We start from the raw sequence: 14,867 nt of genomic DNA on the forward strand, positions 1-14,867 counted from the left end.
CATGAAAAAGCAATCTTTTTTCCGCAGCCTTGCGCCCAACGACCGCTATATGGTTGGCAACCTGTTCTTTCTGTACCTGATTCAGGGTGTGTTCGTCATTCTGATCGGCTCGATTCTGCCGATGCTGAAGGCCGAGTACCAACTGGATTACCGCACCGGCGGCCTGCTCATCTCAGCGCATTCGGTCGGCAATCTGCTGACCGGACTGATTGCCGGACTGCTGCCGCTGGCCATCGGCATTAAACGCTCGTTGCTCGCGCTCAATGTGCTGCCGTTTGTCGGGTTTGCCATCACGCTTGTGACCGGCAATCCCCTGCTGCTCATCTTCGCGCTGCTGCTCACCGGCATCGGGCGCGGCGCGGTCAGCAATTACAACAACCAAATCATCAGCACAATCTCGGGCGGCTCGGCCGCTCCGCTCAATATGCTGCACGGTTTCTTTGCCATCGGCGCGGTTTCGGCTCCCTTTTTAGCGCTTTTCTGCACCCGGAACGGGGACAGCGGCTGGAAAACCGCTGTGCTCGCTGTCATCGTGCTCGGGGTGGTTTCTATGGTCACCTCGCCCTTTATGAAGATGGGCAGCATCCGGTATGAGCATGCTCAGGGGCAATCCGGCGGTTCGTTTGGCTTTGTGCGTGACCCGCGCTTTGTCCGCTCGACTGCCATCATGTTCTTTTACCTGTGCGTTGAGGCCTCGGTCATGGGCTGGATGGTGACCTATTACATCGATTCCGGCGTTGCCACGCAGGAGTTCGCGCAGCTGCTCACGTCGCTGCTCTGGGTCACGATTCTCATCGGCCGTTTTGCGTGCAGTGCGCTTGCGGGTCGGTTTTCGCCCCCGCGCATCATCCTGCTGCTCTCGTCCGGCATTGTGCTGTTTCTGGGCGTACTGCTGCTGAGCACCGGCCTTGTTCCGATGCTGATTGGCACGGTCGGTCTGGGGCTTGCGCTGTCGGGTATGTACGGCACGACTGTGGCCAACGCGGGCGGGGTATTCGGCGAATACCCGCTTGCCATGGGTGTTTTCGTCACCGTGACCGGCATCGGCTCGGTCGTTACACCGACGCTGATCGGCGCAATCGCCGAACGGGTGGGCATGCGGATCGGCATGGGCATTCTGCTTGTGCCCGCGCTGCTGGTGCTGGTGATTGCGCTGCGCAACGCCGTTCGGGTCTGCGCGCCAACTGCACAGCAGCAATAAGAAAAAAGTCTCAAGCCATTACGGTTTGAGACTTTTTTCTTATTTCAGGCCTGTTTTGCTGAATCTTCCCACCCTGACGCGCTGAAAACGCCTTGTCCTGCGCGTTTTTTGCATGACGCATAATTGCTCGAAAAATGTAATTTTTATCAATTCTTAATTGAAGAATGCATAAAAATAAGGTAAGCTATAAAAGCAGCTTGCGGATGATTCCCGTCCCGCGCTTGCCATCGTTTGATACATACCCGCCATGCATGACGGGTATTTTAGCGGAATCGACAAGAGAAAAGAGGTGGCCTTCCCATGAAGCGGCGAAGTTTGTTCCGTTTGCTTCCTTTATTTATGGTGCTGATCCTGCTGCTGCCGTTCTTTCCGCAGCATGCATCTGCCGCTGAAAAGCGGGTCATCCGTGTCGGTTGGCACGCGCTGCCCGGTTATCAGGATCTGGATTCGCACGGACATCCCTATGGTTTTAATTACGAATACCTGACAGATCTTGCGAAATACGCCGATTGGACCTACAAGTTTGTGACCGAAAATAGCGCAGGTCAGCCGCTGACACAGGCTGACGGCCTGTCCATGCTGGCCGACGGCGAGCTTGATCTTTTGGGCTGCATGTTATATTCGGACGAGCGCACCGAACGCTATTCCTACTCCGCCCTTCCGGCCGGACAGACCTTCACCTCCCTTTTCGTGCGCAATGACAGTCCGCTCACCGGCGATGATTTTTCCGCTCTGAACGGTATAACGGTTGCAACCGAGCGTACCTCCCTCGTCGTGGAGCAGCTTTCCGCCTATGCGGAGGAATGCGGGTTTTCCCTTGGCCGCCAGCAGGACTATGCGACTGTGCCCGATGTGACCGATGCCGTGCTCAGCGGAGAGGCCGATGCCGGCGTGCTCATCAGCTATCAGCCGGGCAGTCAAACGCGCATCATTGCCAATTTTGCTCCGGAACCCTTTTATTTTATCACGACAGCAGGCAATACCGACGTTCTGTCCGCGCTCAACCAGGGCATGAACGCGCTTATGATTAACAATCCCTACTATGCACAGGCGCTTTCCGTCAAATACCACCAAACCTACTCAGCTCAGGCGTCTTTTTCGAAAAAGGAACTGGCTTTTCTGCAAAACGCCGATCCCGTACGGGTCTGCGTCAGCGATGCATCCTATCCGCTCCTCGAATTCAACAAGATTACCGGTACGGTTTCCGGCATTGTGACCGATGTTTTCACCGAGCTGTCCGCCGAAACCGGACTACAGTTTGTCTATCAGCATGCCGGCAGCTATGACGAGGTGCTCGAGCTGGTTTCGTCCGGTGCCTGCGATATCCTCGCCTGTTTTCCCTATGAGACACGCACCGCTGAGGATTACGGCATTCTCCCAACCGACCCGTATCTGACCCTGCAGCTTGTGCGCATCACCAAACCGGGGGAAATCAATCCCACCCCGCTCGTCGGCACGCTCGCCGACTGCGCGGGATATGATGATGTGGCAAACAACCCAAACGCCCGTTATCGGTTCTACAGCTCCCCTGCCGCATGCTTTGAAGCGCTGCACAAGGGAGAAGTAGATGAAATTATCGTCACGACTACCGCGGCGGGGTATTATCTCGCGCAAACACGCTATACGCAGCTGATTCGCACCCCCCTGCAGGGTGTGACCAGCAACATCTCCATCGGCGTGAGCGAGCAGTACGACGCGGCCGACCTGCTGCATTCCGCACTCGACAAAGCGCTGTCCTCTGTAACGGATGCGCGCATCAATCAGTATGCGCTTGAAAACACCATCAAAAGCAGCGGCAGCTTAGAGGCCATGATTAACCGCCTGCCCACGACGACGGCGTTGATTATCATTTTGGTGCTATTTTTGCTGCTTCTGCTGCTGATACTGTTTTTCCGCGCCTTTGTGCACCAGTCTCGCCAGGCGGAGCTGCTGTCAGCGGACGCCAAAAAGAAGGCGGAGCTCGCCAGAGAGGCCGCGGAACGCATCAATGAACTGTTGGTCATGGATGAACGCACCGGACTGTACAACGAAACCGGCTTCGCTCTGACCGCGCGCCGCAGCATCGACAACGATCCCAACGCACGCTGGTTCATCCTTGATTTTGATATTGACGATTTTTCGCATTACAATGCAACGTACGGCTTTGCACGCGGCGATGAAGTGCTGCGGCTGCTGTCTGACAGCATCAAATCCGCGCTGTGCGAAAGCGGGGAATTGTGCGCAAGGTTTTATGCCGATCACTTTGTCTGCCTGCTCCACGCAGACAGCATTGACGAGGTTCGCCGCCGCGCAATGACACTTAACACCGCCCTGCGCCGCGCGGACGGGATACACCCCCTGCTTCTCAACTACGGCATTTATCCGATTGACGATGTTGCACTCCCCATTTCTGCCATGTGCGACCGGGCGCAGGCAGCCAAGCGCACCGTCAAGGGCAACTATGAATCCATTATCGGCGTGTTCGACGAGCATGTGCATCAACAGCAGCTGGCGGATGCCATGCTGATTTCCCGCATGCAAACCGGTTTGGAAAACGAGGAATTCATCGCGTATTATCAGCCTAAATATGATATTCAAACCGAACAGATTTCCGGCGCGGAAGCACTGGTGCGTTGGCGGCACGGTGATGAGCTGATTATGCCGGGCCGCTTCATCGGCCTGTTTGAGAAAAACGGCCTCATCAGCAAGCTGGATTTTTATATGCTGGACGCGGTATGCCGCCGGCTGCGCGCGCAGCTCGATGCGGGACTCGATGCGCGTCCGATTTCGCTCAATTTCTCGCGCAATCATCTGTATGATCCCACTTTCCTGACTCATTTGGCCGATGTGGTTGCGCGCAGCCAAGTGCCGCCCCGGCTGCTCGTGATTGAATTCACCGAATACGCCTGTCTGGAAAACGGGCACGATCTGATTCGCGTGATTGACGGCGTACACGCCATGGGTATGCAGGTGTCAATCGACGATTTCGGCAGCGGCTATTCCTCGCTCAACATGCTCAAGGACATGAATTTTGATGAGGTAAAGCTTGACCGCGGCTTCCTCAGCCCGAGCGCCGATGTCGAGCGCGGACAGACGGTCATTCAGGCGGTGCTTGCGCTGTCCAGAGAACTGCACCTCTCCACCGTTGCCGAGGGTGTTGAGACGCGGGAGCAGCTTGATTTTCTGCGACAAAGCGGCTGCGATCATGCGCAGGGATACTATTTTTCCCGCCCCGTTCCGGCGGAGGAATACGACCGCCTGCTGCGCTCCTGACCACAGTCTACTTTTTGTCGGCAAAAAACTGACGGGTACGCCCGTCAGTTTTTTCTTACCGGTTGACAAGACGAAAAAGATGTACTATCATCCAATTAGATGACAGTACATCTTTTTTTGTGACTTGGGGGAATTACGATGGATGACAGCAAGCGGCAAATCACCAAAATCGCGCGGGAGGTGGGCAAATTCACCGTGCGTATGCTCAAAGCCGAAGGAATCGGCACTGCAGAATACGATTTTTTGCACGCGGTGCGCAAAAATCCGGGCATCACACAGGCGGCCATCCGTGAGCTGCTCCATCTGGACAAGGGTGCGGCAGCGCGGCGGGCGGCAAATCTGGAGGCCAAGGGGTATCTCGTGCGAAAGCCCAATCCGGCGGACGGACGCAGCCGTCTGCTGTACGCCACCGACAAGGCCGATGCGCTCAAGGCATCCAAGGCCTCGGTTGAAACGCTGTACTATGAATGGCTGACCGAATCGCTCTGCGCACAAGAGCGCGAGGAGTTTGCTCGGGTGCTCGGTCTGCTCTATGAACGGTCAAAGGCCGAAAGCCGGGCGGGTTTTCCGCACCTGACCGCGCGTTTTGACGCACGAAAGGCGGAGTCCCTATGAGGGCGGACACGCCGATTCAAAAGGTCAGCCACCCTGACCGCATCCTCTCCTATTTCCGGCTTGAAATATGGCCGCTTGCAGTGGTCACAGTATCCGGCCTGCTCTGCAACATCGGCATGACGGCAGGACCTTATTTCGAGGGACAGCTCGCCCAGCGGCTGTTTGATATCATGCGCGGCGAGAAGCGCTTTTTCGACATGCTGTCGCTCGCTGCGCTTTATCTTGCGGTCATTTTTGCCGTGCAGGGCATGCGCTGCGTCAAGCGGTTTTATGTGCGTCGCTTCGCAAACGACACCGCACGCAACATGCGGCACATGCTCTACAACAGTCTGGTACACAAGAGCAAGGCGGCGCTTGCCGAGGAGAGCGTGGGCGCAACGATGACCCGCGCGGTCAGCGATGTGGACGCCTGCGTCGAGGGCATGCGCAAATTCACCACCGAGCTGTTCGACACCGGCGTGCTGCTGATTGCCTACCTCGCGCTGTTGTTCGCTTACGACTGGCGGCTCGCGCTGCTGTCCTGCGTGTTCACGCCCGCCGCCTATTTCATCGCCGGACGGCTCAAAACAGTGGTCACACGATGCAGTGCGGCCTATAAGAAGAGTGCGGGTGCGCTGAACGACGCAACGCTTGACCGCGTGACCAACGCCGTCACCTACCGCGTCCACGGACGCGAGGGCGACCGCGACGAAGCCTACGAGCAGCGGCTTTGCGATTATGAAAAGAAGGCGGTCGCGGCCAACCTCTGGGAAAGCACGATGCAGCCGATTTACAACCTCATTTCGATGTGCGGCGCGGTGCCGATTCTCTATCTCGGTGCAAAAAATGTGTTGGGAACTGGGTGGACAGCATGGGATGTCGCGGCTTTCGCCACCTTTTTCTCCTGTTTCACCAAAATCGCGCTCAAATCCTCTAAAGCGGCGCGGCTGCTCGGCGCGGTGCAGAAGGCGCAGGTGTCCTGGCAGCGCATCAAGCCGCTGATGCAGGACTACATCGAGCCGGACACCCAAACCGATTTGGATTTCACGCAGCCGCGGCCGCTGACCGTGCAGCACCTGTCGTTCGGCTATCCGGACGGTCGGGAAATTCTGCGCGATCTGTCCTTTTCCGCGGTTCCCGGTGAGATGATTGGCGTAACAGGGCCGGTGGCGGCGGGCAAATCGACGCTCGCGCGGGCATTTCTGTGCGAATCTCCGTACGAGGGCAGCATCCGTCTGGGAGACGCCGAGCTGAGCATGCTCAGCGCCTATGAGCGCAGCCGTCTGATTTCCTATCTGGGACACCAACCCGAGCTGATGAGCGACACCGTCGGGGAAAACATCCGTCTGGGTGAAGCGCGAGAAATTACGCCCTATCTGCGCGCCGTCTGTCTCGACGGCGAGGTGGACGGCATGCCGGAGGGCGCGGAAACCTTTGCCGGCAGCGGCGGCGGTCGGCTCTCCGGCGGGCAGCAGGCACGCGTGGCGCTCGCCCGCACGCTGTACAACGGGCGGCAGCTTCTCCTGCTTGACGATCCCTTTTCCGCTGTTGACCGCAAAACGGAAGAGCAAATCATGCAGAACCTCCGCACCCTCGCATCCAATCGGATTGTTCTGCTGTTTTCACACCGTCTGCACCTGTTTCCAATGCTCAGTCAGGTGATTTGGCTGGAAAACGGTCGCGGAACGGTGTCCACGCACGAGCAGCTCATGGGTGAAAACGAAACCTACGCCGCGCTGTACCGCGCGCAGACGACAGGAGGCGAAACGCATGCGAAAAAATGACGGACTCGCGTCAGTCGTGCGCGAGGTTGCCGCCAAAGCAGCGGGACTGACGCTCGGCCTGCTCGTCTGCATCGCCGGCGCGGTCGGCTTTGCGCTGCTGCCGCCGCTCGTGCTTGAGCGCATTGTCAACCGCCTGACCGCCGGGCAGACAGTCACGCTGCGCCTTGCGCTGCTGTATTTCGGGGTGCTCGCAATTTCGGGTGTGTTTGAAGCCACACAGAACGTGCTCATCACCGTGTTTGGACAAAAGGTGACGCACGGCCTGCGGCGGCAAATGTGCCGCAAGCTGTCCCGCCTGCCCGCTGCCTACTTTACCGAAAACGAGGCCGGCAAGATTACCTCGCGCTTCGTCAGCGATGTGGATGCGGTTGATTCGTTGTTCACCAACGGTATCATCAGCATGGCGGCGGACGGCTGCAAGGTCATCAGCATCGTTGCCATCATTTTTGTCAAGAGCCGGGGACTTGGCGTGCTGATGCTTCTTGTCACGCCGCTGCTTTTTCTGATGACGCGGCACTTCCAGTCACGCATGCTCGGCGCGCAGGTGGAAAACCGCGTCGCTGTCGGCAAGGTCAACAACCACGTGCCCGAGACCATCCGCAACATCCGCATGATTCACACCCTGTTCCGTGAGCGCTACATGGAGGAGCGCTACGATGCGTACATCAGCGAAAGCTACCGCGCGACCGAAACCTCCAACCGCTATGACGCACTCTATTCCCCGATTATCATTTTCATCAGCTCGTGCATCATTGCGGTGATGATGATCTGTGCTTCAATCGGCGGCGGAATGCAGCAGTTTTTCGGCCTGTCGGTCGGCACGGCGGTCGCCATCATCGCCTATGTGGGCAAGGTGTTCGACCCGCTCGAGAGCATCGGCATGGAGATTCAGAACATCCAGTCGGCCGTGGCGGACATTCGGCGCATCAATGCTTTTCGGCGGCAGGCGGAGCGCAAACCCGCCGATACTACCCTCACCTGCGACAAGCTGCTGCAGCGGGATGGCGCACGCATTCGTTTTCATCATGTTTTCTTCGGCTACGACCCCGCGCAGCCGGTGCTCACCGACCAGAGCTTTGACCTCGGCGCGGGCGAAACCGCGACGCTCGTCGGACGGACGGGCGCGGGCAAAAGCACGGCGTTTCGCCTGCTGCTCGGCCTGTACAGCCCAGATGCAGGACAGGTAAGCGTGTGCGGCGCACCTGCGGACGAGATTCCCGACACGGAAAAGCGGCGGCTGTTCGGCTATGTCGAGCAGACCTTTCATCTCGTCAGCGGCACGGTGGGCGAGCAGATTTCACTGTTTGACCCCGCCATCGGGCAGGCGCAGATTGAGCGAGCCGCAGCACTGGTCGGCCTGCACGAGGCCATTCTCGCCCTGCCCATGGGGTATGACACACCTGCGGCGGACAGTCTCTTTTCGCAGGGGCAGTTTCAGCTGCTGTCCATTGCGCGGGCAGTGGCGGCCGATCCCGCAATCCTGCTGCTGGACGAAATCACGGCGAACCTCGACTCCGGCACCGAGCGCCGCGTCATTGAGGCGCTGGAACGCGCGTCGGCAAACCGTACTGTGCTCTCCATTTCCCATCGGCTGTACGAGCAGACCTCCGTCGGCCGCCTGATTCATATTCACGGCGAAACCGCATAAACACATAAAAAAAGTCAGGCTTGTGCCTGACTTTTTTGCTGCTTCCCTATCGCGGGCTGCTAAACTCCTTGGGACTGCGGCCGAATTCTCGCTTAAAGGCCTTGAGGAAGTTAGAATAGTCATTAAACCCGCATTGCAGGCACGCATCCATGACCGGATAGCCTTCCCGCAGCATGTCCCGCGCCCTGACCAGACGTTTTTTGATGATAAACTGATAGAGACTCAGTCCTGTATACGCCTTGAACAGATGGTTGAGATAGTATTTGCTGATGTAAAGCGCACCTGCAATCTGGTCGAGCGTCAAATCCTCCTGCAGGTTTTCGTTGATGTACGCCACCACCTGATTGACCTTTTCGTTCTCCGTTACATCCTGATCGAGGTTGGCGGGCGTGGCAAAATATGCACGGTTAAGGTAGACAAGGAACTGCGTCATATAGGCATAGGACAGTGTGCGGCTGCCGAACGCCTGCTCGCTCTGTGCACGCAGAATTTTTTCACAGATGCCCTTGAGGTGCGAAAGCGTCGCGCTGTCCGGCCGGATAAGCTTGTGCCCCTTTTGATCGGCGTCCAAAAAGCAGGCGGACAGATTATCCCCCAATTCCAGCTGCTGCGCAATAAAATCCGGATGAACCCAGAGAACATATCGCTCATAAGGCTTGCCGGGATGAATATTGGGTCGATGAATATCCCGGTTATCGGTCAGCAGAATATCCCCCGGGCGCAGCTGATAGGTGCGTCCGTCAATGATGTAGGACACGTCCCCTCCAAGGAAAAAATACACCTCATAAAACTCGTGCTCATGAAAATCCACCAGAGGCGGGATAGGATCCAGATAGTGATAGCACTCGAAGTGCTTCTCCTCCATCGTCTGCCGCGTATTGAATTCACTCCTCGTCGAAATCACCAAAAAACACCTCCGAATTTTGATTATATATAAATTATATCGCAATTTTCACTGGTTTTCAAGCAGGATATGCCACGTGAACGCCGTTCGCGGTCTGCTATACTGATGTTAAGTAAAGGGGGAACGCCCACCGAAGGCCAAGGCGGTGCGGCCCATTGACCACGAAAGGAAGTAATGGATCATGAACACTTTCATCACAGAAGATTTTCTGCTCAATACCGAACCCGCCCGCACGCTGTATCACGATTTTGCCGCATCCATGCCGATTTTTGACTATCACTGCCATCTCGACCCCAAGGAGATTTACGAAAACCGTTCCTTTTCAAGCATCGGTGAGGCGTGGCTCGCCGGGGATCACTACAAATGGCGGCTGATGCGTGCCTGCGGCGTGCCCGAGCAGTACATCACCGGCAACGCTTCGTTCCGTGAAAAATTCGACCGTTTTGCCGCAATCATGCCCGAACTGGTCGGCAACCCGATTTATCACTGGTCGCATCTGGAGCTCAAACGGTTTTTCGGCATCGACACATTGCTCAGTGCGCAGACCGCGGACGAAATCTGGGAAAAGGCGAACGAAACGCTGCGCACCGCGACCGCCCGCTCGCTGATTACCGACAGCAACGTGCGTGCGCTGTGCACCACGGACGATCCGGCGGACGATCTGCAATACCACCGCCTGCTGCGGCAGGACGAGGGGTTTGACGTCAAAGTGCTGCCCACCTTCCGCCCCGACAAATCGCTCCACATCGAAAACAAGGAGTATGCCGCTTACATTGAGCGGCTCAGTGGAGCGGCAGGCATTGCAATCCGTACGCTTTCCGATTTGGGCGACGCGCTGTCCCGCCGCTGTACTTATTTTGCCACAGAAGGCTGCCGCCTGTCCGACCACTCCTTCGGCGCGCCCGACTTCACTGTCTGGGACGAAACCGCCGCCCAGACCGCAATGGAAACGGCACTTGCAGGCGCAAAACCGACCGATTACGAGGTTTCGGCCTACCAGTCCTATGTGATGAATCTGCTGGGCGAGCTGTATGTGCAGCACGGCTTTGTCATGCAGCTGCATTTGGGTGCGGAGCGCAACCTGAGCACCCGCCAGTTCGTAAACCTCGGCCCAGACGTAGGCTGCGACTCAATTGGTGACACCGTGTCCACCGCATCGCTTGCGGCGCTGCTCGACCGCCTTGCGACGCGTGACCTGCTGCCGCGCACCGTGCTGTATACCTTGAACGCCGCCGATAATGACAAGCTGATTGCCGCCGCCGGCTGCTTCCAGGACGGTACGGTCGCCGGCAAAATCCAATTCGGCTCGGCATGGTGGTTCAACGACCACTTTGAGGGCATGCTCGCACAGCTCAAGTCGCTTTCGAGCATCGGCGTGCTCAGCCGCTCCATCGGCATGCTGACCGACAGCCGCTCCTTCCTCAGCTATCCGCGCCACGAATATTTCCGCCGCATCCTGTGCCGTCTGGTCGGCGGCTGGGTGGCAGAAGGCATGGCACCCGCCGATTATGACACGCTGGGACGCATGATTCAGGGGATTTGCTTCCAAAATGCGGCCGAATATATCGGTTTGAACGGCTGATCGGCGTTTTCACTCGTTTCACAGAGTAAAGGAGGAACCATGAACATCAAACTGCGCCTGACGGCGCTTGCACTGGCGGCTTTGACCGCCCTGCCCGCACTCGGCGGCTGCGCAGCCTCCGCATCGGGCGACCGACGCATCATCCGCATCGGGCACAACCAGTCCACCAACCATCCCACGCATATCGCTCTGCTTGAGTTTGAATCCTTCATTGAAAGCAAGCTTGGCGACAAATATGACGTGCAGGTTTATCCGAGCGAGCTGCTCGGCTCACAGACCGATATGGTGCAGCTGACGCAGACCGGCGCAATCGACTTTTGCGTAGCCAGCAATTCGATTCTCGAGACTTTCTCCGAGAACTACACGCTGTTCAACATGCCGTATCTCTTCGCAAGCGCGGATGCGTACCACGCTGCGATGGACGATGAGGCCGTCACCGGTCCGATTTTCGACTCCACCAAGAAGGCGGGCTTCGAGTCGGTCACGTGGATTGACGCGGGCACGCGCAATTTCTACACCATCAACAAGCCGGTCAACACCCCTGCCGACCTGAAGGGACTCAAAATCCGCGTGCAGCAGTCGCCCACCAACATTGAAATGATGCGCCTGCTGGGCGGCTCGGCCACCCCGATGGGCTTCGGCGACGTATACACCGCGCTCCAGTCCAAAATCATCGACGGCGCGGAGAACAACGAGATGGCGCTGGTCGACAACGGCCACGGCGACGTATGCAAATACTACTCCTACGACATGCACCAGATGATTCCTGATCTGCTCATCGGCAACTGCGCGTTTCTGGACGGGCTGAGCGCCGAGGAGCGCGCCGTGTTTGACGAGGGCTTTGCGCTCATCAATCAGGTCGAGCGTAAGGAATGGGTCGCCGCAATCGAAAACGCCAAGGACAAGGCGCAGAACGAGCAGGGCGTGCAGTTCCTCTATCCAGACACCAAACCGTTCCAGGAGGCGGTCGCGCCGATGCATGACGCCATCCTCGCCAAATACCCCGACCTGCAGCCGATTTACGATTTAATTCAGGGATACAATGCCGAATATCCCTCGACAGCGTCTTAAGGGAGGTGCGCAAACATGAAGCTACGCAATTTACTGACCCGTGCGCTCAATGCGCTGGCCGGAACCAGTTTTCTGGCCATGGTCGTGCTCACCTGCTGGCAGGTGCTGACCCGTTACGTACTCAAGCAGCCCTCCTCCTGGTCGGAGGAGCTGGTTTCCTACCTGTTTGCGTGGATGGCGCTGCTCGGCGCTTCGCTGGTCACCAGTGAACGCGGACACATGAACATCCCCGTCGTGGTCGAGCGCATGAAACCCGCCGCGCAGAAGTTCTTCCTGTGTCTGGGCGAGGTCATCGCCTTCCTGTTCTCCGCCGTCATTCTGCTGTTCGGCGGCGCGCAGATCACAAGCCTTGCCATGGGTCAGATGACCTCCGGCCTGGGCGTTCCCGTGGGCGTGTTCTACATCGTGCTGCCGCTGTGCGGCGTGCTCAACATGGCCTACACCGTTTTGAACATCATCGACCTGTGCCGCGGAAAGGAGGCTGCATAACATGGCAATGCAATCTTTGCTGATTATCATCGCCGTACTGGCAATTCTGCTCATCGTCGGCGTGCCGATTTCCTACGCAATCGGTATTTCCGCACTGACCGCGATTTTGCAGACCGTACCGCTTGATGTTTCCGTGCTCACCGCCGCGCAGCGCACCTTCGTCGGCATGAGCAAATTCAGCCTGACCGCCATCCCCTTCTTCATTCTGGCGGGCAACCTGATGAATCAGGGCGGCATCGCCAAACGGCTGGTGGACTTTGTCATGGCGCTGCTCGGCAAGCTGCCCGGCGCGCTGCTTGTGACCAACGTCGGCGCAAACGCGCTGTTCGGCGCGATTTCCGGCTCGGCTTCGGCCGCGGCGGCCGCTGTCGGCAGCATGGTGGAAAAGGGCGAGGAGGAACAGGGCTACGACAAGGCGCTGTGCGCGGCCACCAACGGCTCTTCCGCTCCCTCCGGCCTGCTGATTCCCCCTTCCAACGCACTGATTACTTATTCCCTCGCCTCGGGCGGCACCTCGGTTGCGGCGCTGTTCATCGGCGGCTATATTCCCGGTATCCTGTGGGTGCTGTGCTGTCTGGTCGTCGCCGTGCTGATTGCCCGCAAAAAGGGCTACACCGGCGTTGCCGGCAAGTTTGACTGGAAGGCGCTCGGCCGTGCTACTCTGCATGCCATTCCCGCCCTGTCGCTGATTGTTGTGGTCATCGGCGGCATCGTAGCCGGTGTGTTCACCGCGACAGAAGGCTCGGCCATCGCGGTGGTATATGCGCTGATTCTTGGCATCTGTTACAAAAACATCTCACTTAAATCCTTCTGGGATACGCTGGTGGACAGCGCCAAAATGAGCGGCATGGTTGTGTTCCTCATCGGTGTGTCCAACATTCTCGGCTGGGTGATGGCCTTCACGCAGATTCCGCAGGCCGTGTCCGACGCGCTGATGGGCGTGACAAGCAACCCGGTTATCATCCTGCTGATTATGAACGTCATCCTGCTCATCGCCGGCACGTTCATGGACGTGACCCCCGCCATCCTGATTTTCACCCCACTGTTCCTGCCTATCGTGCGCAGCTTCGGTATGGATCCCATCCACTTCGGTCTGGTGCTGGTCTATAACCTGTGCATCGGCAACATCACACCGCCGGTTGGCAACACGCTGTTCGTGGCAATCAAGGTAGGGCGCACATCGCTCGCCAAGGTCATGCCCTATATGCTGTTTTACTATGTTGCGATTCTGCTCGGACTGCTGCTGGTCACCTATATCCCGGCAATCAGTATGTGTTTGCCCATCGCGGCGGGACTTGCATAACCCCCTATTCCTTTACTCATTTCCTATATTTCCTCTTGAAAAAGAGCCTGCGGATTGAATCCGCAGGCTCTTTTTCTATTTTACGGTTGTTGTCTGCTCCACGTCCGGCAATGCTGATATGACATGGGCGTTTTCGTGCAGCATCCAGACCCGCCCGAAACGCACCGCGCCCTGCATCTGCCGGTTTTCGCACAACTCCTTGAGCCGTCCAACCGAAACATGGTGGGCGCGCGCAAATTCCGGTATGGTCAGATAAACGTCGGATTGCTTCTTTTTCATGCTCCAGTCCTTCTGCTCGGAAACACTTTCCACAGCGGTATATTGGATACAGACGACACGCGCAGCCCGCACAAAATCCTGCGGGCTTTTCCGAACGCGCTCATCTCTCTCCATTATGATTATATCACCATACTTCTCCCCGCCGCAAGCACAAAATCGTCACAAATTACAAATAATCGACTTGATTTTCGTCCCCATTGCGCATATCGCACAGTTTCTCAGACCCGTTTTTAGTAAAAAATCCTCCCGGCTGCCTGCGTTCCGTCTCGAGTCGCGTGGTCAGCGCGTCCAGGTTTTCCACCGTTGCACGGTCGAGAAAGTGCTCAATCTTCTCAACCTGCTCAAGCTGATTTTCGCTTTGGTTGAGCGCACACAAAAACCGCTGCAACACCCGATGGCGGTACAGCAGATAGCCGCCTGCGCGGCGCCCTTTTTCCGTCAGGCGGATGTAGCCGTATTTTTCCGCGTCGATATAAGCCGCGTCCCGCAGCTGCCCAATCATTTTAGAAGCCGACGAGGGTTTAACATGCAAATGCGCCGAAAGCTCGCTCGTACGTACCACGTCGCTCTCCTCAATCAGTCGGCAAATCATTTCCAAATAGTCCTCCATGGCCGGAGTCAGTTCGTTTTTGGCGTTGTCCTGATAACCCTTGAGCGTATAAAAGCCGTCCGCGCCCTCCATTTGATTTCCTCCCTCCCTTGCCGCATGAATCGTCACCATCCGTCCGGATGCAGAATACCATGCATTAGGAAACAAAGT

General features: G+C 57.4%; 12 protein-coding genes. 9 read left to right on the forward strand and 3 right to left on the reverse strand.

Translation table 11 applies throughout. The features are described from left to right. Window position 1 precedes the first annotated feature (1 nt). From QOX26_RS07135 to QOX26_RS07155, 5 genes are all read left to right on the forward strand, one after another. On the forward strand, window positions 2-1,201 hold the full coding sequence (locus tag QOX26_RS07135) for an MFS transporter (RefSeq protein ID WP_283674282.1): 1,200 nt from the start codon (window positions 2-4) through the stop codon (window positions 1,199-1,201). A gap of 339 nt (window positions 1,202-1,540) precedes the next feature. Further along, window positions 1,541-4,453 (forward strand): EAL domain-containing protein, encoded by a 2,913-nt coding sequence (locus QOX26_RS07140; RefSeq protein ID WP_283674283.1) that lies wholly within the window; start codon window positions 1,541-1,543, stop codon window positions 4,451-4,453. Window positions 4,454-4,591: 138 nt separating this feature from the next. Further along, window positions 4,592-5,068, forward strand: a complete 477-nt coding sequence (locus tag QOX26_RS07145) for a MarR family winged helix-turn-helix transcriptional regulator (protein WP_283674284.1) — start codon at window positions 4,592-4,594, stop codon at window positions 5,066-5,068. Beyond that, window positions 5,065-6,831, forward strand: coding sequence for an ABC transporter ATP-binding protein (locus tag QOX26_RS07150; RefSeq protein ID WP_283674285.1), 1,767 nt, complete (start codon window positions 5,065-5,067; stop codon window positions 6,829-6,831). Before QOX26_RS07145 ends, QOX26_RS07150 begins: the two co-directional genes overlap by 4 nt. After that, window positions 6,818-8,479, forward strand: a complete 1,662-nt coding sequence (locus QOX26_RS07155; protein WP_283674286.1) for an ABC transporter ATP-binding protein — start codon at window positions 6,818-6,820, stop codon at window positions 8,477-8,479. Before QOX26_RS07150 ends, QOX26_RS07155 begins: the two co-directional genes overlap by 14 nt. Before the next feature lie 46 nt (window positions 8,480-8,525). Here the strand turns inward: QOX26_RS07155 and QOX26_RS07160 are convergent, their stop codons facing one another. Further along, on the reverse strand, window positions 8,526-9,383 hold the full coding sequence (locus QOX26_RS07160; protein WP_283674287.1) for an AraC family transcriptional regulator: 858 nt from the start codon (window positions 9,381-9,383) through the stop codon (window positions 8,526-8,528). A 181-nt stretch (window positions 9,384-9,564) separates the two neighbouring features. Between QOX26_RS07160 and uxaC the strand changes: the two genes are divergently transcribed. From uxaC to QOX26_RS07180, 4 genes are read left to right on the forward strand one after another with little or no spacing between them, the layout of a single operon-like run. Next, the gene (gene uxaC, locus QOX26_RS07165; protein ID WP_283674288.1) at window positions 9,565-10,965 is read left to right on the forward strand and encodes a glucuronate isomerase; all 1,401 of its coding nucleotides are present in this window, start codon (window positions 9,565-9,567) and stop codon (window positions 10,963-10,965) included. A gap of 39 nt (window positions 10,966-11,004) precedes the next feature. Then, window positions 11,005-12,036 (forward strand): TRAP transporter substrate-binding protein, encoded by a 1,032-nt coding sequence (locus tag QOX26_RS07170; RefSeq protein ID WP_283674289.1) that lies wholly within the window; start codon window positions 11,005-11,007, stop codon window positions 12,034-12,036. Window positions 12,037-12,051: 15 nt separating this feature from the next. Then, on the forward strand, window positions 12,052-12,525 hold the full coding sequence (locus QOX26_RS07175) for a TRAP transporter small permease (protein WP_283674290.1): 474 nt from the start codon (window positions 12,052-12,054) through the stop codon (window positions 12,523-12,525). Window position 12,526: 1 nt separating this feature from the next. Beyond that, on the forward strand, window positions 12,527-13,828 hold the full coding sequence (locus QOX26_RS07180; protein WP_283674291.1) for a TRAP transporter large permease: 1,302 nt from the start codon (window positions 12,527-12,529) through the stop codon (window positions 13,826-13,828). A gap of 75 nt (window positions 13,829-13,903) precedes the next feature. Here the strand turns inward: QOX26_RS07180 and QOX26_RS07185 are convergent, their stop codons facing one another. Both QOX26_RS07185 and QOX26_RS07190 read right to left on the reverse strand, forming a co-directional pair. Then, on the reverse strand, window positions 13,904-14,107 hold the full coding sequence (locus tag QOX26_RS07185) for a hypothetical protein (protein ID WP_283674292.1): 204 nt from the start codon (window positions 14,105-14,107) through the stop codon (window positions 13,904-13,906). 166 nt (window positions 14,108-14,273) lie between these two features. Continuing rightward, on the reverse strand, window positions 14,274-14,789 hold the full coding sequence (locus QOX26_RS07190; protein WP_442870213.1) for a metal-dependent transcriptional regulator: 516 nt from the start codon (window positions 14,787-14,789) through the stop codon (window positions 14,274-14,276). Window positions 14,790-14,867 lie beyond the last annotated feature (78 nt).

It is taken from the genome of Butyricicoccus sp. Marseille-Q5471, assembly GCF_951230135.1.
In the GTDB taxonomy this organism is placed as follows: Bacteria; Bacillota; Clostridia; order Oscillospirales; family Butyricicoccaceae; genus Agathobaculum.

Excerpts from the sequence above, each read along its gene's own strand:
- QOX26_RS07135 (WP_283674282.1), top strand. The coding sequence starts at position 2 with ATGAAAAAGCAATCTTTTTTCCGCAGCCTTGCGCCCAACGACCGCTAT.
- QOX26_RS07140 (WP_283674283.1), top strand. The coding sequence starts at position 1,541 with ATGGTGCTGATCCTGCTGCTGCCGTTCTTTCCGCAGCATGCATCTGCC.
- QOX26_RS07145 (WP_283674284.1), top strand. The coding sequence starts at position 4,592 with ATGGATGACAGCAAGCGGCAAATCACCAAAATCGCGCGGGAGGTGGGC.
- QOX26_RS07150 (WP_283674285.1), top strand. The coding sequence starts at position 5,065 with ATGAGGGCGGACACGCCGATTCAAAAGGTCAGCCACCCTGACCGCATC.
- QOX26_RS07155 (WP_283674286.1), top strand. The coding sequence starts at position 6,818 with ATGCGAAAAAATGACGGACTCGCGTCAGTCGTGCGCGAGGTTGCCGCC.
- uxaC (WP_283674288.1), top strand. The coding sequence starts at position 9,565 with ATGAACACTTTCATCACAGAAGATTTTCTGCTCAATACCGAACCCGCC.
- QOX26_RS07170 (WP_283674289.1), top strand. The coding sequence starts at position 11,005 with ATGAACATCAAACTGCGCCTGACGGCGCTTGCACTGGCGGCTTTGACC.
- QOX26_RS07175 (WP_283674290.1), top strand. The coding sequence starts at position 12,052 with ATGAAGCTACGCAATTTACTGACCCGTGCGCTCAATGCGCTGGCCGGA.
- QOX26_RS07180 (WP_283674291.1), top strand. The coding sequence starts at position 12,527 with ATGGCAATGCAATCTTTGCTGATTATCATCGCCGTACTGGCAATTCTG.
- QOX26_RS07185 (WP_283674292.1), bottom strand. The coding sequence starts at position 14,107 with ATGAAAAAGAAGCAATCCGACGTTTATCTGACCATACCGGAATTTGCG.
- QOX26_RS07190 (WP_442870213.1), bottom strand. The coding sequence starts at position 14,789 with ATGGAGGGCGCGGACGGCTTTTATACGCTCAAGGGTTATCAGGACAAC.